A 20518-nucleotide genomic window follows, 5' to 3' on the forward strand; every position below is an offset into this window, starting at 1 on the left:
GGGCTCATGCCTTCAGTTACATAATCCGGTGGCGATAGCTAAGGGGATCCACCTGTTCCCATGCCGAACACAGCAGTTAAGCCCTTATACGCCGAAAGTACTCGACTGGAAACGGTCCGGGAGGATAGGGAGCTGCCGGTTAGGAAAATTCCGCATCTGATGGATGCGGAATTTTTTTGTGTCAGTGCCTGGGGTTTTTTCATTCAAAACCAATTTGCCAAAATTGATTTCCACCGGCCGTTGACCGTTGACAGCAGGGGCTGTTGCGAAAGCAACAGCCCCTTTTTCAGCATATCTTATTCCCATTCGCCGTCATTTTGAACCGGAGGCCCAGGACTTCGGCTGCCCGTTTGCACATGAGCATCCGGTCCAGGAAAATCTCGAAATAATCGATCATGGAGCAGATGTTTTCATCCAGCTCGATTTCCAGGGTGATCACTTTTTTGTGGGTATCCACATGGAGCTGGTTGGTCAGGGCTGCGTAGTTGACCGTATCGTGTTTGTCGAAGGTCTCCGGTACGGTGTTCCGCACCCGATTCCGGCGTACATCGGTTTTGTCCGCCAGGATGATGGCTGCTGAAATGGGATCCACCGCGGTTCCGCTGGCTTCATCATGCTGTCCGATGGCGGTGATGATGGCGGCAATGTCTTCCGGGGGAGCTCCCCATTCCCTGAGGAGCTGGAAGGCCATGAGAGCCCCTGTATGGGCATGGTCGATCCGGTTGATGCTGTTGCCGATATCGTGCATGTACCCGGCAATTTTGGCCAGCTCGATGGTATGTTCATCATAGCCCAGTTTCTTTAGGATCCGTCCTGCTGTGACGGCCACCTTGGCAGTGTGCTTCCGGGAGTGGTCCGTGTAGCCCAAAGCTCCCAGGACTTTGTTCCCCTGTTCCAGATAGATATTGACTTCTTTGGCATGGGATATGGTTTCGTAAGTGAGTTTTTTCATACAGAGGGCAGAGGTCTCTGCCCGGTTCATCTCCTTTGTCAAAGTCTCCGGATGGCTTCCAAGGCCAGGGGAGACCGTTCACATTCTGTAGGCAGCATGGCGACCTGACAGCACAGGGGACTGCCCTTCATCTTTTCGGAGGCATAGCTGAGCCCATTGGTCCGTTCATCCAGGAAAGGCTTGTCGATCTGGTTGGGGTCTCCCAGCAGGATGATCTTGGTGCCCTTGCCGGCCCGGGTAATGATGCCTTTGGCCTGATTGGGGGTCATGTTCTGGGCTTCATCGATGATCAGGTAGATCTTTTCCAGGGAACGGCCCCGGATGAAGTTCAGGGCTTCCATCTGGATCAGGTTCCGGTCAAAGATTTCCATGAGCCGGCTTTCCAGTTCCAGTTCGTCGTCATACCGGGAGTCTTCATCTTCGTCCAGCAGCTGTTCCAGATTGTCCATGATGGGCCGCATGAGCGGTGAAATCTTTTCCTGTTCATCCCCAGGCAGGAATCCGATGTCCGAATCGAACTGGGCGTTGGGCCGGCAGATCAAGATCCGGCGGTATTCTTCCGATGGATGGTTCAGGAGTTTCTCCAGCCCTACTGCCAGGGCATAGAAGGTCTTGGCGGTCCCAGCCTGGCCTTTGACGATGACCAGGGGGGCTTCAGCAGCCGGTTTCATCAAGGCTTCCTGCATGAAGTACTGGCCGGCATTCCGGGGTTTGACTCCGTAAGGGGTTTCTTTGGCATATTCCAGCGGGATCACCCGGTCTCCCCAGACCCGGCCCAGGTGGGTTTTCCGGAGAGAAGCATCCGCTTTCAGCAGGACGAATTCGTTCTGGACCAGGGAAACGGGATGGGCTTCTCCCATTTCGTCACATTGGTACAGCAGGTCGGTGGGGACTCCTTCCGTGGTGAATTTCTCAAAATCTTTTTCCGGGACGAAACATTCTATCCGGCCCAGGTACTGCTGTTCTCCTGCATTCACCTGTTCCGTGCTGAAATCCTGGGCTTCGATGTCCAGGAGCTGTGCTTTCAGCCGCAGGACCAGATCTTTGGTCACCAGGATGGGATGGACAGAAGCCAGGTGCCGGCAGACTTTCAGGATCCGGTTGTCGCTTTTGTCATCGGGCAGGGATTCCGGCAGAGGCTCATGGACACAGTTGGTCTCTACCCGCAGGGTTCCTCCATTGGGCAGGGGGACCCCGGCAATCAGATCGCCTTTCCGGCGCAGGTCCTCTAAGGTGCGGATCACCTGCCGGGCGTTGTAGCCCCGTTCACCTTCGGCCTTTTTCAGGCCATCCAGTTCTTCCAGGACAACCAGGGGCAGCACCAGCTGGTTTTCTTCAAAACAGAGGAGCGCATTGGGCGCTTGGATCAGCACATTGGTATCGATGACGTAAGTCTTGGCCATGGAAAATCCCTGCCTTTCTTTTTTCAGAAACACCCTTTGGATGGTTCCAGTATAGCAGGGAAGTGTAGAATTTCCGTCGGGTTTCCGTAAAATTTTCGTATAAGGGCAAGAAATAGGCAGAACATGGTACAATAGGAACAAAAGAGAAATGGGAGATGAAAATATGGGAAGGATGCTGATTACGTTGGGCCTGCTGCTGGTGGTAGCAGGGCTTGTGATAGAATTCGGATCGAATCTGTTTCCCCTGGGGCACCTGCCCGGGGATATCCATATTACCGGGAAACATGGAAGTTTTTATTTTCCGGTGGGCACCTGCATTGTGGTCAGTGTGATATTGAATGTGTTGCTGAGGATATTCCATTAAAAAGGGGGTGAAAAAATTCACACCCCCGGTCACTGGTCTCTTGTCACTGGTCACTGGACGAAGGAAGGCAGCCGGGCTGCGGCTGCCTTTCATTGTATGTCGCTGGCTCGGACGCGCCTTCGGCTTGTCCTTGCTTCTCCAGAATAACTCAAGACAAGCAATAGATAAAAAGAAAAGCACAATTCTGTTTTTTATTCATAAGAACCCGTCAGCCACGGGTTCTTTCCATCGGCCAGTGACCAGTGACCGTTGACCAGTGACAAAAAGGGGACTGTGAAAAAATGATTTCTCATTTTTTCACAGTCCCCTTCCTCATTCCACCCTCTTCCTCCTCCACACATACATCCCCACACACAAAGCCAATTGGACAACACTGGAGGCCGGGGTGCTGAGACCGATGTGGAACAGGGTAGCGCCGGGCAGCTGGCTGATAAAAAGAGCCAAAGGGATCCGGACGAATAGGGCGCCCAGCATCCCCTGGAACATGACGAACAGGGTCATCTGACAGCCGTTGAAGAAGCCGATGAAGCAGAACAGCAGGGGGCTCAGGAAGCCATCCACCCCATAGGACTGGAGGTAGCTGGCAGCGGCGTCGATCACATCCGGTTCCCGGGTGAACAGAGAGGCCAGTACATCTCCATGGAAAAACAAGGTGAAGAACATGAAGAGACCGGCTGCCCCGGCAGTCATCAGGCTGTCGAAGAGGGCTCGGCGGGCCCGTTCCGGTTTCCCGGCACCCCGGTTCTGGGCCACGAAGGCGGACAGGGATTGCATATAGGCGGAAGGCACCAGCATGATGAAAGCGCAGACTTTTTCCGCAATGCCCACCCCGGCAGAGGACACCACCCCGAAGGTATTGGCCACGCCCTGGATGACCATAAAGGAGGTCCCTACAAACAATTCCTGGAGAGCCACCGGCAGCCCCAGCCGCAGCTCATGGGAAATCATGGTCCAGGGAAGATGGAAAAATTCCCGGTGGATGGGAAAAGGCAGGGTCTTCCGCCGGAGCAGGAGAACGGCCGTCAGTACGCTGATCCCTTGGGAAGCTACGGTGGCCAGGGCTGCGCCGGCGGCTCCCAGGTGGAATACGGCTACCAGCAGCAGGTCACCGGCAATGTTCATGATGCAGGCGATCAGTACCGCCAGAAGGGGGGTACGGGCGTCTCCCAGCCCCCGGAATATGGCACCCAGCAGGTTGTAACCTACAATGAACAGCCCGCCGGCCCCACAGATCTGGATATAATGGACGGTGGGCAGGAAGGCCTTTTCCGGAGCCTGGAACCATCGAGCCAGGGTGGGAGCACCGGCAATCAGCCCCACGGTCAGCAAAAGGCCCAGGAAGAAAAACAGCAGGATGCCGTTGCAGATGGCCTGCCCGGCCTGTTCCGGCTTCCGTCGGCCGATGGCTTCTCCCACCAGGATGGTCACTCCCATGGAGAGCCCGGTGATGATCATGGTCAGGGTATTCAATAGGGAACTGCCGGTGACTACTCCGGAAACATCCCCCGTACCGGCAAACTGGCCTACTACCAATAGGTCGACGCCTCCGTACAGAGCCTGGAGGAAAAGGGCTCCGAAGACCGTTACGGAAAAGCGGAGCAGGGTGGGAAGGATCCTGCCCTCGGTAAATGAATTGGTTCGTTCCATCAGACACAAAGCCGTCCTTTCTGCAAAAAAAGTGATGAAAGAAGGCCTGCCGGGAGGGTGAAATGAGGGGGAGAGGGATAAAACAAAAAAGCTGGATAAGACGAACCGATGTTTCAATCGGTTGCCTTATCCAGCTTATCATTTCCAGCGAATGATTTGCCCTCCGAGCAAGCACCGCTATTATAGCAGATTCAAAGAAAGAGGGCAAGGTTATCCTTTTATCTTTTCCTGCGTCCACTGGTCCACGGCTTTTTTCAGGGTTTTCAGCCAGGGCGAGAATTGGACGGCTTTATCCGGGTAGGTGAACTGGAGGTCGTATTCCAGGGGCAGCCAGGTGTCCCGGCCCGACTCGTTGTGGCTGATCACCGCTTCCAGCTTGTCCAGGGCCTTGTACAGCTTGGCTTCCCGGGTTTCCTGGGCTTCCATTTCTGCCAGCAGGGCCTGCCATTCCTGCCGGTTCTTTTCCGGAAAGGTGGCCAGCCACTTGTCCCAGCAGTCCTGTTCCGCCGCCCGGTCCCGGTCTCCTTTGGCAAAAGCAGGGATATCCCCGGTAAAGACTTCTCCCAGATCGTGGATCAGGCACATCCGGATCACCCGGTCCAGGTCCAGCTCCCGGAATTCCGGTTCCTGGGACAGCAGGAGGGCCATCAGGGCCATCCGCCAAGAATGGTCCGCCACGCTTTCCTGGCGGCCGGGCACCGTCCAGCAGTGGCGGGCAGCCGTTTTCAGCCGGCCGGCCCGGGTCAGGATCGTAAGAAAAGTTTCAGGGGACATAGGAGAACCATCCTTTCGTGGTGCAAAGATGGAACCATTATAGAGCGGAACGGGCAGCAGGGTCAAATGGGAAAGGGGCTGCCCGGAGGGCAAAAAACTTCTATGAACTGTTTTACAGTAAGTTGGAATTGGAAGTCCGGGAGAAAATATGATAATATAGTCATGACTAGTATAGCTGCGACTATGCTAATTACGACTATATTATTTGCAGGAGGGAATCCCATGTTCATCGGCAGAAAACAGGAACTGGCAGCTTTGGAAAAACGCTATGGATCCGGTCGTTTTGAATTCCCTGTAATTTACGGACGGCGGCGGGTGGGAAAGACCCGGCTGATCCGGGAATTTATCCAGGATAAGCCGGCGGTCTATTTCATGGCTACAGAACAGAGCAAAAAAGAGCAGCTGGCCAACCTGACGGCAGCGGTACGGGAGCAGATCCCGGATCCTCAGACCCGTCTGCTGGATTCTTTTTCCAGCTTTGAAGGTCTGTTTGCTTATCTGACCGAAGTGGGACGGCACAAGCGTTTGGTATTTGTCATCGATGAATACCCCTATCTGGCCAAGGCGGCTCCGGAAATTTCTTCCATCCTGCAGAAGGTCATTGATCAGGAGTGGAAGGATACGGAACTGTACCTGATCCTGTGCGGATCATCCATGAGTTTCATGGAGCGGCAGGTGCTCAGTTACCAGAGCCCTCTTTACGGACGGAGGACGGCCCAGCTGAAACTCCATGCTCTTCCCTATTACGAAGCCGTCCGGTTTTTCCCAGGGTGGACAGAAGAGGAAAAAATGATGGCTTATGGCATTTGTGATGGGATTCCCCAGTATCTTCTGTATCTGTCCCATTATGGAAATCTGGAAGAAGCGGTGTGTGAGGAACTGCTGTCCCCCAGTGGGCATCTCCAGGAGGAACCGGAAAACCTGATGCTCCAGGAACTGCGGGAACCGGCCGTGTACAACAGCATCCTTACGGCTGTCGCCCATGGTGCCAGCCGGCTCCATGAAATCGCTTTCGCAGTGGGGAAAGATACCAGCGGTCTGGCTTTTTACCTGAAGAATCTCCAGGATCTGGAGCTGGTCCGTAAAGTACAGCCGGTGGAGAATACCTCATCCCGGAAAAGTCTTTATCAGCTGGCAGACAATCTGTACCGTTTCTGGTTCCGCTTCATTCCGGGCTGCAGCTCCCTGATTGCCATGGGAATGGGAAAGCAGGCCTGGGAGCAGAAAATCCGGCCGCAGTTTCCAGCCTATTTTGGCCATGTATTTGAAGAAATCGCTCTCCAGTATATCCAGTACCAGGTAAAGCAGGGCAGCGGATACCCGCTGTATCTCCAGTACGGGAGCTGGTGGGGAACAGATCCGCGGAAACGGAGAGAAGAGGAAATCGATCTGGTCTGTACCGATGAAGAGAATATCCTTTGCGGAGAATGCAAATGGAAACAGGAGCCTATGGATTTGCCGGTCCTGCGGCTGCTCCAGGAGCGGAGTGAACTGGTCCGGAAAGGGCGGAAAATCCAGTACGCATTGTTTTCCCGTGCCGGTTTTACCCCAAGGTTGGAAACCGAGGCCAGGAAGGAGAATGTGTTGTTGCTGACCCCCGGGGATTTACTGGTTTGAATAAAAAGGGGGTGCTGCACGTTCTGTGCAGTGAGCTGACCCCCAATTGTTAGACCAAAAATCTAACAATTGGGGGTCAGTTTTTTATGGCAAAACACAGCTATGAATTTAAGAAAAAAATAGTACTGGAATATTTGAACAGTGACGAAGGGTGTATTTCTATTTCACGTAAATATGGGATGGCAAGTAGCAGCCAGCTGCTAAAGTGGGTTGCTGCTTACAAGGCATTTGGTGATGATGGACTGAAAAGATCCCGCTCTCAAAAAATATACTCTTTCAAAGAAAAACTTTCTGTGGTAGAGTCTTACTTAACAAATGAAATCTCATATCAGGAACTAGCAATTCAAGTAGGGATCAACAACCCATCAATGATTGCCAGATGGGTCAATGAATTTAGAATTGCGGGACCAGATGCTTTACGGTCACATAAAAAAGGCAGGAAGAGAACTTTGAACAAATCTCAAACCAAAAAAACAGATACCCAGGTTCAGCAGCCGATGGTCGACATCAGTGTGGAACATGTCAAGGAGTTAGAGGATGAAAATCTTAAACTCCGTATAGAGAATGCTTTTTTAAAAGAACTGAGGAGACTGCGTTTAGAGGACGAAGCAAAAATGAGAGAGTTGCGAAAATCATCTCCAGTCTCCGAAGATCATTCAAATTGAAAGACCTTCTCTCCTATACTCAAATGCCCAAAGCGACCTATATGTACTGGCAGAAACGGTTTGACCGCGTGAATCCAGACCAGGAAGTAGAGGACAAAATACAGGAAATCCGCAGCCAGCATAAAGATTATGGATATCGGCGCATGACCGGTGAGCTGAAGAATCAAGGGATTTGCGTGAACAAGAAGAAAGTTCAACGTATCATGCAGAAACTGAGCCTTCAGGTAACATCCTTTACCCGGAAAAGCCGTAAATACAGTTCCTATAAGGGTAAGGTAGGGACCATTGCTCCGAATAGAATACATCGTCGTTTTGAGACGAATATCCCACATCAGAAGATTACGACCGATACTTCAGAATTCAAATATTATGAAGTAGATACACAGGGACATCTGACCCTGCACAAGCTTTATCTGGATCCTTTCCTGGACATGTTCGATGATGAAATCATCAGCTATGGAATAGCCAAACGTCCTTCGGCTGAAAGCATACTGGAAGCTCAAGCTGAAGCAATCGAAATTACTGCTGATTGTCCATATCGAAGAACGTTTCACTCCGATCAGGGCTGGGCATACCAAATGAAGGCCTATACCAGGAAACTAAAAAAAGAACGAATTTTTCAGAGCATGTCTCGAAAGGGTAACTGTCATGATAACGCTGTAATGGAAAACTTTTTCGGCTTAATGAAACAGGAAATGTATTATGGAGTGATCTACTACAGCTACGAAGAACTAAAAGCCGCTATCGAACGATACATCAAATACTATAACGAACAAAGGATCAAGGAAAAACTGGGCTGGAAAAGTCCTGTTCAATACAGGCTTTCTTTGCTGGCAGCATAAAAAAGTAACGAGACAGTAAAAACCATCTCGTTACTAAGGTCTAACTTTTTGGAGTCACATCACAGCACCCCCTTTTCTCAGGGCACCAGCGTGGGTGCGGCGTAGACCCTGGCCAGGAGTTCCTGGTTCAGGGCGTAGAGCCCTTTGGGATCGCTGCCGAACAGTTCGAATTTCTTGATCAGGTCGCTGACATTCTTTTCTTCTTCTCCCTGTTCTTTCACGAACCAGTCGAAGAACTGCATGGTCCGGTAGTCCTTGGCTTTGTCGGCCGCTGCATAGATCTTGTTGATGCAGCCGGTGATGAATTGTTCATGCTTCAAGGCAGCCTTCAGGGCATCATCCAGTTTCTTGTAGGTCATGTCCGGCTTGTCGATGGTACCGAAGACCACGGCCGCATCATTGTTCTGCAGATAGGTGCGCATGAGCATGGCATGGTCCCGTTCCTCCTGAGCCTGGATATCGAACCAGTGGGCGAAGCCGTCCAGGCCTTTTTCTTGGTAATAGTTGGCGAAATCCAGATACAGATAGGCAGAATAGAATTCCTTGGTGACCTGTTCGTTGATCAGATCTCTGACTTTGGCATCCAGCATAGATAAAACCTCCCTTTCCATCGCTTTCATTATAACAGGTTTGCCGGCTGCCGGCGAAAAAACTTGACACCCTTCAGCCGGTTGGGTATGCTAACTCTGTATCAACAAAGGAGGCAATCCCATGCATTTTGAATTTTGTCCCACCTGCGGCAGCCGGCTGCATCCCAAACCGGCCGGGGATGAAGGACTGGTCCCTTTCTGCCCGGTCTGCCAGCGGTATTGGTTCGATTTTTTCTACAGCTGCATCATTGTCCTGCTCTGCAATGAATACAATGAAGTGGTCTTGTGCAAGCAGCCCCATCTCTCCCAAAAATACGAAAGCATCACTTCCGGGTTCATCATGCCGGGAGAAACCGCGGAAGAAACCGCCCATCGGGAGGTCCGGGAAGAATTGGGCCTGACCCTGGAAAAGCTGATCCCGGAAGGCACCTATTGGTTCAGCAAGGGGCAGATGCTCATGCACGGCTATCTGGGCTTTGTCCGGAAACAGCCCTTTGTCCTGTCCCAGGAAGTCACGTCCGCCCATTGGGTCCCCATCCTCCAGCTGCCGGAAACCGCCTATCCGGAAACCCCGGAAAACGTGATCTATCCCTTGTGGCGGAAGCTGCTGGCCTTGAAAGGACTGGAAGAGAAAGCATAGCTTTCCAATTTTTGTTAGACGTTCCCTGCTTTATCGTGCTATAATATAATGTCCTAATACGGTTCAACGGAGGAATGATAAGGAGGGGAACCATGAATCCATTAGATCCCATTGGCGTCATTGATTCCGGTGTGGGCGGGTTGACCGTCCTGAAATGGCTCCAGCAGAAAATGCCCCATGAACGGTTCATTTTCATTGGAGACACGGCCCGGACGCCCTATGGCAACCGGTCACGGAAAGAAATCGAAGCATTTGTCAGTGAAATGACGGCCTGGCTGCACCGCCGGCAGATCAAACAGCTGGTGGTGGCCTGCAATACCATTACGGTGCTGGGGACGGACGTGATCAAAAACGGTTACGATTTTTCCGTCATCGGTATGAAAAAAGGCGCCCATATGGTGGAAGGCGTGACGAAAAACAACAAAGTCGGCTTCTTGGCCACCGATTTTACGGTAGCTTCCGGAGCCCATAAACGGGAAATCCAGGAAATCGATCCAGAGATCCAGGTATTCGGCCAGGGCTGTCCTAAATTCGTCCCGCTCATCGAAGGAGAGAAGTTCGGCAGTCCGGAACTGGCTGCCGCCATCAAAGAATATACGGATAAGCTGAAGGCCCAGGGAGTGGATACGGTGATGCTGTCCTGTACCCATTATCCCTTTGTGGAAAAAGAGATCCGGGAAGCCTTTGGACCGGATGTGACCATCTTGGATCCGGCGGAACGGACGGTCCAGGCAGCCATCGATGATCTGAAACAGCGCAGGCTGGCACGGGAAACAGGCCTGGGGCGGGCAGAAGTGTGCTTTACCGCCGATTTGGAACGGGGCAAACGCCTGGCAGCCCGGATGCTGGATATGAACCTGTGCGATTTCCGGCTGATCCAGCTGTAAAGAAGAGGGTGTGAAAAAGCACACCCCCCGGTCACGGGTCGCGACTCGTGACCCAAGTCCCCTTTCCCCCTTGAACAATCCCTGTGGATATGATATAATTTTCCTGTTCAATGCTACTGTAGCTCAGCTGGTAGAGCATCTCATTCGTAATGAGAGGGTCGTAGGTTCGAATCCTATCAGTAGCTCCATTATGTCAGATAGTCCCGTCACTTTGGTGGCGGGCTTTTTGCGTTTGACATCTTTTCCTCTTTTGGTCATAATAAAAATTAATGAAATCCGGAGGTGATCCTGTCATGGCTTATGCCCTTGTTACCTTGTTCCTATTCTGTTTTTCCCTGCTGCCCTCCGCCTATCTCCGCTACTATCCTTTCCGGTCCATTGTCCCGTCCCCTACCCGCCATGTGCTCCTTTGCGGCCATCTCTACATTTTCCTCTTTGAATTCGTCCTATTGGGAGCCTTGTTCAGCCGGGGCTTCCTGAAGATGGAAAGCGGCATGTTCCAGTTCCTGTACTTTTTCTGCTACCTGCCTCACCTGCTCCTGCTGGTGTTGACCGTCCGGCCTTTCTGGTTCCGGCATCTATTCGTACTGGGGCTCCAGGCCATCTATATGATTTTTATCCATACCCTGGCCCTGGAAGTTTACAAGCTGTTCCTGCCGGATGCCTGGCATATGAACCGGAGCCTGCCTTATTTCTGCATTTATCTTTTCCTGTTTTTCCTGGGGATGCCCCTGGCCTTGCAGATCATGGGACGGCTCTTCACCCCGGAACAGCTGACTTCTCCTCGGTCCGCCTTCTGGCCTTATCTGGGGCCGGTGCCCCTGCTGCTGTGTTACTACCATGCCAACCAGGGGTATTTCATCCTGAACCCCCAGGAGCTGTTCCAGCCGGCCATCCAGATCTATACCCTGATCACTCTGGGGATGCTGGTGCTGGTGGCCCTGTTCCTGGTCCTTTCCATCCGGGGCGGCCTCCAGCAGGTACAGAAAATGTTCCGGCTGAAGGAACAGAATCTCCAGCTCCAGGAACAGCTCAATGACATCAACAGTTACGCCGTTTCCCTGCGGAAAGAACAGCAGGAACTGGCCATCCTCCGCCATGACAGCCGGCATCAGCTGCGGATGCTGGCGGAACTGGCGGAAAACGGGGAATTTGAAGAAGCGGAAAAACACCTGCTGGAGCTGCGGAAAGAGGTGGCGGACAAGTGACTCCCATCCTGGAAACCATGGCCGTTGCCCTGGTCTATATCCTGCTGCTCCAGCCCTTCTATCTGCTGGAGATCCTGCCCTTCTGGGGATTTTTGGAAGAAGAAAAGAAAAAGCCTTTCTGCCGGGCCTGGGTGGCCCTGACAGTGGCGGAAACGGCCCTGACGGTGGGGTTGGTCCGGTCCGGACTGTTCCCTTCAGAACCGGCTGCCTACTGGGCCATAGGGTATATTGTGTGGCTCCCCCAGTTCCTGCTGAGCTTTTTGGCCACCCGGAAGTACTGGGTGGGCCATCTGTTCATCCTTTCCTTCCGGATTCTGTTATCCAGCTGTTTTTACACCTTTCTTCGGCACTTTTTCCTGTATTTCTGGCCGAAAAGTGAATTTGTTTCCATGTATTTCTGGCAGATCCTGTTCTACGGGGGAGAATGCCTGATCGCCTTTCCCATCCTTCTCCGGTTCTTCACCCGCACCTTCAGCCATTTCCAGGAAGCGGCCACCCGCCGGTTCTGGCGGAGCACCACCATCATTCCCATGCTGCTGGCGGTGGATACTCTGTATGTAAGTGTGTATGATTCCCAGGAACGGTATTTCGATCTGTTGGGTGCCCGGATCTTGCTGCTGATCGTGGTGGTACTGATGATGGCCGCCATCCGCCGGGGGCAGCAGGAAGTGTATGATGAAATCCGTGCTTACGAAGAGAAACACCAACTCCAGCAGCAGGTGGTGTCTGCGGCCAACTATGTGAAAATGTCAAAAGAATCCCGGCAACGGCTGGAAGCCATCTACCGGGAAAAACAGGACCATCTTGACCAGCTGCTGGATCTGGTCCGGCAGAAGGACCGGGTGGGGGTGCTCACCTATATCGAAGAACTGGGAGAAGAATTCAACAGCACCAAACTGCCCCAGTACTGCCGGAATCCCCTGATCAATGCGGCCCTTACGGTGTATCTGTCCCGGGCCCGGGAAGAGGGGATCCCCACTACTATTTCCGTGGACCTGCCCCAGGACCTTACCTGCAGCGGGGATTTGTCCATCGTTCTTTCCAATTTGGTGGAAAACGCCCTGATCGCCAGTGGGAAGCAGCCGGAAGACCGGCGGAACATCACCGTGTTGGCCCGGCAGCAAGGGGATATGCTGAACATCCTGGTCAAGAACCTGTTCGATGCTCCGGTGCTCCTGGACGAAGAGGGACTGCCGGTAACCAAGGTGAAAGGCCATGGCATCGGCATGAAATCCCTGGCCCGGTTCCGGGACAAATACGGAGCCAGCGTCCTCTGCCAGCAGAAAGACGGCTGGTTCCTGACCTATCTCCAGGTGGATATGGGGGCGAAGGGAGTAGGGGATTAGGGGCGTAGCACGTTGTGTGCAACGCCCCTGTCACTGGTCTCTTGTCACTAGTCACTGGAAGAAGGAAGGCAGCCGGGCTGCGGCTGCCTTTCATTGTATGAGACTTGTTATTCAGAAAAACTCAGAACAAGCAGCAGATTAAAAGAAAAGCACAGTTCTGTTTAATTTGAAAGAACCCGTCAGCCACGGGTTCTTTCCATTGGCCAGAGACCAGTGACCGTTGACCAGTGACCAAAAGGGAGTGTTGCGCATGCAACAGCCCCTTTTTTACTTCGTCCCAAACATATACTGGAAATACTGCTCCTGGAACTCTCGGTATTTCCGTTTCCCCAGGGGGATCTGATGGCCCTGGATCTCTACGTAATCGGTTTTGATCAGGTGGATTGCGCCCAGGTTCACCAGATAGCCTTTGTTGGGGGATACGAACTGGCCCGGGGCGATCTTGTCCAGATCCGCCTTCATGTCCTGGCCGGATTTCCGGGTCTCCAGGGTACTGCCGTCGGCCAGGTACACCTCCAGCACATGGCCGTGGCTTTCCAGGAACAGGATCTGGGCGATTTCTTCCACCCGGACGCCTCCGCCCACCAGCCGGAAGATCACCTTGGCGCTGTTCCGCTGGCGGATGTAAGCAATGGCCCGGTCCATGGCCTTGGCAAACTGGGCCTGGGTAAAGGGCTTCAGGAGATAATCCGTGGCTTTTACCTCAAAGGCTTCCACGGCAAATTCGTCGCTGGTGGTGAGAAAAATGATCTCTGCCCGGCTGTGGTGGTCCCGGAGCTCCCGGGCTACATCGGTGCCCAAAATCCCGGGCATACACACATCCAGCAGCACAATATCGAACAGGGCCCCCTTGTCCACGGCTTCCACAAAGGCAAAAGCATTTTCAAAGGTCTGGTAGCTTACATGTTCCTGGCGGTTCTGGAAGTATTTCTCTGAAGCTTCCCGGATCTTCTGGATCTGGTCCTGCTGATCATCACAAATGGCAATATGCAGCATGCTGTCCACTTCCTTTCCATGGGTCTGTATCGATTTATTCACCTCTATTATACCCAGTCCAGACAACCTTGGAAAATCCCCGCCCTGAAAGGGCGGTTTTTTTGCATGAAAAAGGAACCGGGAATGTCTTTTGATAAAGAACAAAAAGAAAGAAAACTTAGAAAAATATTTTCAGGACAAAAAATGACCCTTTCGTGATTTTTGAGAAAAAAGTTTCGGAATCCATGCTATGCTTTAGCAGGACAAAGGAAAAGGAGTTCCGGACGCGGGACTTCCTTTCCAAATCAATACACTGGATTCCCGCATAAAGTTCCAAATAACCCAAATGAGAACGATTCAAGAAAACTGAAGAGTGAAGTAAATCGTATTGTATATACGGACGAACGTTCTTATACAAAAGTATACTCCAGAAATTCAAAAGAGTATACCAAGGGATAATTGGAATTTTTAGGGATTTTGGTAAACGAAAAGTGTCGGGGAGACCAAAAGCGCGCATGGGGAACCCACCAGGGAATGCATGAAAATGAAAAAACAGGAAAGCTCAAGAAAAGGGGTGTGGCTTTATGAACAGGATTTATAAAGTAATCTGGAACAAAACACGGGGCATGTACATGGTGGTTTCCGAACTGGCCAAAGGCCAGTCCAAAGACGGACGCCGTGCCGTGGGACGGAAGAAAGTGGCACAGACCGCTGCGGCTCTGGCCGTATTTTTCAGCATTGTCTCTATGGGAGGGACGTCTTTTGCAGCGGATACCACGACGGTAACCGATACGGAAGGGAAGACCCAGACCGTTTATACCAAAGATGGGGTAGATAACGGGATAGAAAGCCTGCAGGAAGGAATTCAAACATTTAGTAAGCAAGTTCAAGATTCACTCCTTTCGATAGGTGAGAATATTCAAGCGGAAAATAAGGTATATGTTAAAGCCTCTCAGACCGTGGGCGAGAACCTGGGCAGCTTGGATACACAGGTCAAGGCCAATGCTGATGCTATTGAGGAAGAAGCACGTAAGCGCAAATATTCGGTTACTAATCTGGAAAATGCGGATAAACAGCTGCAGACCAATATTGATAATGAAGCTGCTGCCCGTGAAGCTGCCGATACGGCTCTGGATACCCGGGTCACCAATGTGAAGGAATCTCTGCAGCAGGAAGCTGCGGATACCTATGTGAGCAAGGATGATGCCGCCGTACAGGATGGAGCCATCGTGAAAGCCGCCAACACTATCGGCGACAATGTGACCAAACTGGATGCGGCTCTGGCTAAAGAAACGGCTGACCGGCTGGGGGCTGATGCGGCCCAGGATAAGGTCATCCAGCAGGTGAACGACAACCTGGTAGCCAGTGTCAATACCATCAACGAGAGTGTAAAAACCACCAATGAGAATATGGCCGCCGGGTTCACGGCCCTGAGCCAGGCAGATGCCAACGAAGCCGCAGCCCGTGAAGCAGCCGATACGACCCTGCAGACCAATATCGACAACGAAGCCGCAGAACGTAAAGCAGCCGATACGGTACTGGATGATAAGATTACGGCAGAAACTTCGGCCCGTGTGGCAGCAGATACGAAACTGGTGGAAGCCGTCAATAGCGGACTGAGCCTGAGCGATGACAATGTTCTGCAAAAGAACACCACTACCATTGACGCCCAGGGCAACGTGACCACCTTCAAGACCGATGCCAATGAAATGATCCTGAACAAGGGCAAGGACAACCAGATCACCCTGAACGAAAATGGCATCAAGGTTGGCACCAACAGCAGTGTGATGGATGCGAACGGCGTCTATACCGGCGGCGATACCTATGATGCAGCCAAGGCAGCTATGAGCGCTGACGGCAAGATCAAAGGGGCTAACGGGGCTTTCACCGTAGATGAAAATGGAAATGTCACTTCCAAGGCAACCATCACCGGCGAAACAGTAACCGACGGTAAGGGTGCTTCCATGAGCAACGGAACGGTAACGGGCAAGACCCTGACCGATGGGATTGCTACCATCACCAATGGCAACATCAACACCAGCGGTACCATTACCGGCGGCACCGTAACTTCCACGGGCAACATCTCCGCAGTGGGTGATATCCACGCAGGCGGCGCCATTACGGGAGCCAGCGCTTCCATCCAGGGCGCTCTCACAGCAGGCAGCGCCACCATTACCGGTGACCTGACCGCCGGCGGCGCTATCCAGGGTAAGAGCATCTCCGATGGTACGGCAACCATGCAGAATGGCAACCTCACTGGTGTGAAGAACCTGAGCGCTGAAACCATTACCACCAGCGGTGATGCCACCATCGGCGGCGACCTGACGGTCAACGGCAAGCTGAATGTGGATGAAATCGACCTGACCAAGAACGGCATTGTAGGGGACAACAACGTAACGGCCAGCACGAAAGTGGCAGCCGGTGAAATCACCTCCTACAAGAAAGCCACCAGCACCAAAGATGGCAGCGAAAAAGAAAGCGCCATCGATTATGATGAAAATGGGACTTCCACCTGGGCGAAATCTACCGACGCCGATGGCAACTGGAAGAAGAGCACTCTCACTGTGGAAGGCAGCGATGTGACTTCCAAGGTTGTGGATTCTGACAAGAACAGCAATGAGTCCAAACAGACTTCCACAGAATCCAGCGACGTGGTGAAGGATGCCGATGGCAATACTTCAACCTTCAGCCAGAGAGTCAAAGACATCCTCCAGGAAATCAAAAACGCATCCGGCGATACGCTGACCAAGGTCGAACAGACGGATACGGCCATTACCAGCCAGATCGGTGACGGTTCTGCCGTAAAGAGCGAAATGACGGCTGACGGCATTACCAATACGGCAGTGGGCGGAACCATTACGAATTCTGCCAAAGATCTGGTGAATACTGCCACCGGCGATATGACCAATACGGTTGGCAAAAACCTGACTACGACTGTGGGCGGAGATATGTCGACCACTGTGACTGGCAAGGTCACCGAAGACTACAAGTCCGACCTGGATACCAAGGTGGGCGGCAATGAGACCCATTATGTAGCTGGCAGCCAGACCAATACGGTATCCGGAGACCGTACCGTGAATGTGAAAGGTACGGAAACGGAAAACTTCAATGCCCAGGTCACCAACATCAAGACGGATCAGAAGACTTCTGTAGGCGGCAACCAGACCAATATCGTTGGCGGCGACCAGCAGAATACGGTAAGCGGCAGCAAGACGGAAACGGTCAAAGGCAGTGTGACGGAAAAATACGGCAGCCAGGCAACTACCATTGACGGTGATCAGAGCACCAATGTAGGTGGCAACCAGTCCAATGTGGTAGCAGGTGACCAAACCAATACCATCAGCGGCAGCAAGACGGAAAGCGTCAAGGGTGCTGTGACAGAAACCTATGGCAGCCAGAGCACTACGGTAAATGGCGACCAGAGCACGACGGTTAAGGGGAATCAGAGCAATACTGTTGAAGGGACTCTGACAGAAACGGTGACCGGCGATGTAACGGAAGACTATAAAGCCAACCTGAGCACTACGGTGGGCGGCAACCAGACCACCACGGTGACCGGCGACAGCAGCCTGACAGCGGAAAACATCACCAACGAAGCAAAAAATAAGATCACCAACAAGGCTCTGGATGTGGAAACCGATGCTTCCAGCTCCATCGTCAGCAAGGTTTCCAACGAGTACGGCTCCAATACTTCCACCCAGCTGTCCTACCAGACCACGGAAGAAATGAGCCAGGCCGATGGCAAGAGAGCTTCCTATCTCCGGGGTGCAGCAGAAGAAAAATCCCAGCTCACCGATGGGGACAAGAAGACCACCGTCGACACCATTGCCGGCCAGACCAACACCAACATTACGGATGGGACCAATACCTCCAACAGCCTGCAGAAGGCGGATCAGGTTGCCTCTTCCGTAACGGACGGCACCAACACCACGGTTGTGAACCAGGATGCCAAGAGCCTGGCCTCCTCCATCACTGACGGGACCAAGGCCAACAACACCAACAGCACCGTGGACAAATCGGAACAGCTGATCAAAGCCAGCGATACCCAGTACAGCGCCACCACCAAGACGGCTACCAAGACGGAAGATGCCCTGGTAAGCGGCAGCAGCGTCATCGACGTCATCAAGAGCCTGGACGATGCAGGCAGCCCGACCATCAGCAGCGCCGTAACGGATGGCACCAACAGCACTGGCGTCACCCAGACGGCAAAAGATATCACCAACACGGCTAAGAACGGTACGATTGCCAATGATGCCAAGGATATCATCAACAACGCTGCGGAAAACATGACCAACACGGTTGGCAAAGATCTGACCACGACTGTGGGCGGCGAAATGAAGACCACCGTGACCGGCAAGACCACGGAAAACTATAATGGCGGACTGGAAACCACCATTACCGGAGAAGAAAAACACACGGTCAACGGCAGCCAGATCAATGCTATTACGGGAGACCAGACCAATACCATTGGCGGCAGCCAGACCACCACGGTGACTGGCGACAGCAGCCTGAGCGCCCAAAACATCACCAACACGGCTTCTGAAACCTTGAGCAACAGTGCCAAGAACATCACCAATACCGCAGCGGAAAAACTCAGCAATTCCGCAGCGGAAATCGAAAATACGGCTTCTAAGTCCATTACGGACAAAGTAGGTGACAACGTGAGCCGGACCATGACCACCAGCCAGATCAAGGAATCTGTGGTGGATGGAGCCAACAGCAACACTTCTACCAAGACGGCCTCCAAGGATATGAACATTGTTACCGATGGGACCAGCACCAGTACCCTGAGCCAGCTGGCCGGCAGTGTGAACACTTCCCTGAAGGAAGTGGACAGCAGCGGCAACTCCGTGAAGTCCCTGAACAATGTGCAGACCGTTTCTGAAGACACCACCAAGATCACTGATACTGCCAGCGGCGACTTCTCCAGCCGTAGCCAGAAGGCCAACGGCTTCACCAGCCAGGTGAAGAACAACAGCGGCGGATCCAACACGGTGACGGATACGGCTACCACTTCGGAACAGAAGCTGGTCAGCGGGAACATCATCGACATCCTGAAGGATGCGGAAACCGGGTATGTGAATACCACCGTAAGCTCTGGGACTGGCGACGATGCTACCAGCACCAGCGTGAAGCAGGGGACTGCTGACATCACCAACACCGCTAAACAGGGGACCATCACCAACGAGGCCAAGAACCTGGTGAACAAGGCGGAAGAAAAACTGTCTAACAGTGCGGCAGAAATTGAAAACACCGCAACCACCAGCATCAAGGATGTGGTGGGCAAGAGCACGGTGACCACCACGGATACCGGGACCACCTTTGAAAATACCGATCATGCAGCGGCTATTGGAGAAGGATCCATCACCCAGACCACCATTTCCGGGAACACCCTGGAAACCGGCAAGGCAACGGCGGATTATGTGGATGTGAACAAGGACCTGCACGTGATGGGCAATACCCAGCTGGATGGCACCCTGGAAGTGGGCGGCAAGTCCACCTTCAAGGATGACGTCACCATGGAAAAGAATCTGGATGTGAAGGGTACCACTACCACCGATAAACTGGTGGTGAACAACGGGGCCAACATCACTGGCGGCACCACTACCGATACCCTCCATGTAACCAGCACTGCCACCTTCGACGGTATGGTAACCTTCAAGGATGCTGTATCCATGGAAAAGGATCTCACTGTAGGCGGCAATGCCACTGTGGCCGGCGATGTAACGGCTAAGTCCTACAAGGTCGGCGACAAGACCTACATTGACGAAAACGGCATCAATGCCAACGGCCAGAAGATCACCAACGTGGCGGACGGGACCGTTGCTGAAGGCAGCACCGATGTAGTGAACGGCGGACAGCTCAATGCCACCAACCAGCGTGTGACCACCGTGGAAAACCGGATGGACGGGGTAGAAAACCGTATGGACCGGGTAGAAAATCGGGTGGACAACCTGGATAACCGGATCGACAAGGTAGGGGCCAGCGCAGCGGCTATGGCCAACCTGCACCCCATGGACTTCGATGAAGATTCCAAGGTCAGCGTGGCAGCGGCCATGGGCAGCTATCGCAGCGAAACCGCCGGAGCCCTGGGCGTGTTCTATCGGCCTACTGACCGGGTGATGCTGAATGTTTCCACCAGCTTCGGCAACGGAGAAAACATGGTGGGCGGCGGCGTCTCCTTCAAGCTGGGCAAGAGCAGCAAGCGGCTGGAAAAGGCAGAAGCCACCAACGCTACCCTGGCCAAGCAGGTGACCAACCTGCAGAATCGGCTGGATGCCCTGCTGGGTGTGCTGAACCCCAGCCTGTCCAAGGACTTCCCGGATGTACCGGCCAACCACTGGGCTTACGAAGCCGTAAGCCGGCTGGCAGGGAACAATATCGTCCAAGGATACGAAGACGGCAAGTATCATGGCGAACGGACCATGACCCGTTATGAAATGGCTGAAATCATCTACAATGCCCTGTCCAAAGGGGCTAAGGCGGAAGCCAAACTGGTAGAAGAATTCCGGCCGGAACTCCAGGCAATGGCTGCTCAGAGAAAAGCGTAACCGTCTCCCCGGATGGATTGCCACACCCGCTCTGGAGCAGAACCATAAAGCAAAAAA

General features: G+C 52.9%; 15 protein-coding genes, 1 tRNA gene and 1 rRNA gene. 11 read left to right on the forward strand and 6 right to left on the reverse strand.

Features of this window, described 5'->3' with window-relative positions:
* Positions 1–24 precede the first annotated feature (24 nt).
* A 5S ribosomal RNA gene (rrf, locus tag BQ2657_RS00035) occupies positions 25–141 on the forward strand.
* A gap of 145 nt (positions 142–286) precedes the next feature.
* On the opposite strand, the gene BQ2657_RS00040 is transcribed toward rrf, so the two are convergent.
* A complete protein-coding gene (locus BQ2657_RS00040; protein WP_075578805.1) occupies positions 287–952 on the reverse strand; it encodes an HD domain-containing protein in 666 nt (221 codons plus the stop codon).
* A gap of 38 nt (positions 953–990) precedes the next feature.
* Positions 991–2355 (reverse strand): PhoH family protein, encoded by a 1365-nt coding sequence (locus BQ2657_RS00045; protein ID WP_075578836.1) that lies wholly within the window; start codon positions 2353–2355, stop codon positions 991–993.
* A gap of 163 nt (positions 2356–2518) precedes the next feature.
* Here BQ2657_RS00045 and BQ2657_RS00050 point away from each other — a divergent pair, with 163 nt between their 5' ends.
* On the forward strand, positions 2519–2719 hold the full coding sequence (locus BQ2657_RS00050) for a DUF2905 domain-containing protein (protein ID WP_083236111.1): 201 nt from the start codon (positions 2519–2521) through the stop codon (positions 2717–2719).
* Between the two features lie 312 nt (positions 2720–3031).
* On the opposite strand, the gene BQ2657_RS00055 is transcribed toward BQ2657_RS00050, so the two are convergent.
* Together BQ2657_RS00055 and BQ2657_RS00060 are read right to left on the reverse strand one after the other, a co-directional pair.
* The gene (locus tag BQ2657_RS00055) at positions 3032–4366 is read right to left on the reverse strand and encodes an MATE family efflux transporter (protein WP_075578837.1); all 1335 of its coding nucleotides are present in this window, start codon (positions 4364–4366) and stop codon (positions 3032–3034) included.
* 210 nt (positions 4367–4576) lie between these two features.
* Positions 4577–5140, reverse strand: a complete 564-nt coding sequence (locus tag BQ2657_RS00060; RefSeq protein WP_075578807.1) for an HD domain-containing protein — start codon at positions 5138–5140, stop codon at positions 4577–4579.
* 222 nt (positions 5141–5362) lie between these two features.
* Between BQ2657_RS00060 and BQ2657_RS00065 the strand changes: the two genes are divergently transcribed.
* The 3 genes from BQ2657_RS00065 to BQ2657_RS13495 all read left to right on the forward strand — a co-directional run bounded on the left by BQ2657_RS00065 (position 5363) and on the right by BQ2657_RS13495 (position 8264).
* Positions 5363–6757 carry an ATP-binding protein gene (locus tag BQ2657_RS00065; protein ID WP_075578808.1) on the forward strand — a complete coding sequence of 465 codons (1395 nt, stop codon included), beginning with the start codon at positions 5363–5365 and terminating at the stop codon, positions 6755–6757.
* Positions 6758–6843: 86 nt separating this feature from the next.
* Entirely contained in the window at positions 6844–7422 is a 579-nt protein-coding gene (locus BQ2657_RS13490; RefSeq protein WP_075578809.1) for a helix-turn-helix domain-containing protein, read from the forward strand.
* A complete protein-coding gene (locus BQ2657_RS13495; protein ID WP_408607740.1) occupies positions 7392–8264 on the forward strand; it encodes an IS3 family transposase in 873 nt (290 codons plus the stop codon). Before BQ2657_RS13490 ends, BQ2657_RS13495 begins: the two co-directional genes overlap by 31 nt.
* Before the next feature lie 77 nt (positions 8265–8341).
* Here the strand turns inward: BQ2657_RS13495 and BQ2657_RS00080 are convergent, their stop codons facing one another.
* Positions 8342–8854, reverse strand: coding sequence for a ferritin (locus BQ2657_RS00080; protein WP_075578810.1), 513 nt, complete (start codon positions 8852–8854; stop codon positions 8342–8344).
* Between the two features lie 121 nt (positions 8855–8975).
* Here BQ2657_RS00080 and BQ2657_RS00085 point away from each other — a divergent pair, with 121 nt between their 5' ends.
* From BQ2657_RS00085 to BQ2657_RS00105, 5 genes are all read left to right on the forward strand, one after another.
* Entirely contained in the window at positions 8976–9494 is a 519-nt protein-coding gene (locus BQ2657_RS00085; RefSeq protein ID WP_075578811.1) for an NUDIX domain-containing protein, read from the forward strand.
* A 92-nt stretch (positions 9495–9586) separates the two neighbouring features.
* Entirely contained in the window at positions 9587–10381 is a 795-nt protein-coding gene (murI, locus tag BQ2657_RS00090; RefSeq protein ID WP_075578812.1) for a glutamate racemase, read from the forward strand.
* Positions 10382–10493: 112 nt separating this feature from the next.
* Positions 10494–10569, forward strand: a tRNA-Thr gene (locus BQ2657_RS00095).
* Positions 10570–10674: 105 nt separating this feature from the next.
* Positions 10675–11589, forward strand: a complete 915-nt coding sequence (locus BQ2657_RS00100; protein WP_075578813.1) for a hypothetical protein — start codon at positions 10675–10677, stop codon at positions 11587–11589.
* A complete protein-coding gene (locus tag BQ2657_RS00105) occupies positions 11586–12935 on the forward strand; it encodes a sensor histidine kinase (RefSeq protein ID WP_075578814.1) in 1350 nt (449 codons plus the stop codon). The genes BQ2657_RS00100 and BQ2657_RS00105 overlap by 4 nt, the downstream gene beginning before the upstream one ends.
* Before the next feature lie 267 nt (positions 12936–13202).
* Here the strand turns inward: BQ2657_RS00105 and BQ2657_RS00110 are convergent, their stop codons facing one another.
* Complete coding sequence (locus tag BQ2657_RS00110) at positions 13203–13931, reverse strand: LytR/AlgR family response regulator transcription factor (RefSeq protein WP_075578815.1); 729 nt, start codon at positions 13929–13931, stop codon at positions 13203–13205.
* A gap of 563 nt (positions 13932–14494) precedes the next feature.
* Between BQ2657_RS00110 and BQ2657_RS00115 the strand changes: the two genes are divergently transcribed.
* Positions 14495–20461: an ESPR-type extended signal peptide-containing protein gene (locus BQ2657_RS00115; protein WP_075578816.1), complete on the forward strand. Its 5967-nt coding sequence runs from the start codon at positions 14495–14497 to the stop codon at positions 20459–20461.
* Positions 20462–20518: the final 57 nt, after the last annotated feature.

The sequence above is a fragment of the Acidaminococcus massiliensis genome, assembly GCF_900095825.1.
Classification (GTDB): domain Bacteria; phylum Bacillota; class Negativicutes; order Acidaminococcales; family Acidaminococcaceae; genus Acidaminococcus; species Acidaminococcus massiliensis.

Coding starts and splice junctions, on each gene's coding strand:
- BQ2657_RS00055 (WP_075578837.1), bottom strand. CDS start 4,366: ATGGAACGAACCAATTCATTTACCGAGGGCAGGATCCTTCCCACCCTG.
- murI (WP_075578812.1), top strand. CDS start 9,587: ATGAATCCATTAGATCCCATTGGCGTCATTGATTCCGGTGTGGGCGGG.
- BQ2657_RS00050 (WP_083236111.1), top strand. CDS start 2,519: ATGGGAAGGATGCTGATTACGTTGGGCCTGCTGCTGGTGGTAGCAGGG.
- BQ2657_RS00110 (WP_075578815.1), bottom strand. CDS start 13,931: ATGCTGCATATTGCCATTTGTGATGATCAGCAGGACCAGATCCAGAAG.
- BQ2657_RS00100 (WP_075578813.1), top strand. CDS start 10,675: ATGGCTTATGCCCTTGTTACCTTGTTCCTATTCTGTTTTTCCCTGCTG.
- BQ2657_RS00040 (WP_075578805.1), bottom strand. CDS start 952: ATGAAAAAACTCACTTACGAAACCATATCCCATGCCAAAGAAGTCAAT.
- BQ2657_RS00060 (WP_075578807.1), bottom strand. CDS start 5,140: ATGTCCCCTGAAACTTTTCTTACGATCCTGACCCGGGCCGGCCGGCTG.
- BQ2657_RS00045 (WP_075578836.1), bottom strand. CDS start 2,355: ATGGCCAAGACTTACGTCATCGATACCAATGTGCTGATCCAAGCGCCC.
- BQ2657_RS13490 (WP_075578809.1), top strand. CDS start 6,844: ATGGCAAAACACAGCTATGAATTTAAGAAAAAAATAGTACTGGAATAT.
- BQ2657_RS00080 (WP_075578810.1), bottom strand. CDS start 8,854: ATGCTGGATGCCAAAGTCAGAGATCTGATCAACGAACAGGTCACCAAG.
- BQ2657_RS00065 (WP_075578808.1), top strand. CDS start 5,363: ATGTTCATCGGCAGAAAACAGGAACTGGCAGCTTTGGAAAAACGCTAT.
- BQ2657_RS00085 (WP_075578811.1), top strand. CDS start 8,976: ATGCATTTTGAATTTTGTCCCACCTGCGGCAGCCGGCTGCATCCCAAA.
- BQ2657_RS00115 (WP_075578816.1), top strand. CDS start 14,495: ATGAACAGGATTTATAAAGTAATCTGGAACAAAACACGGGGCATGTAC.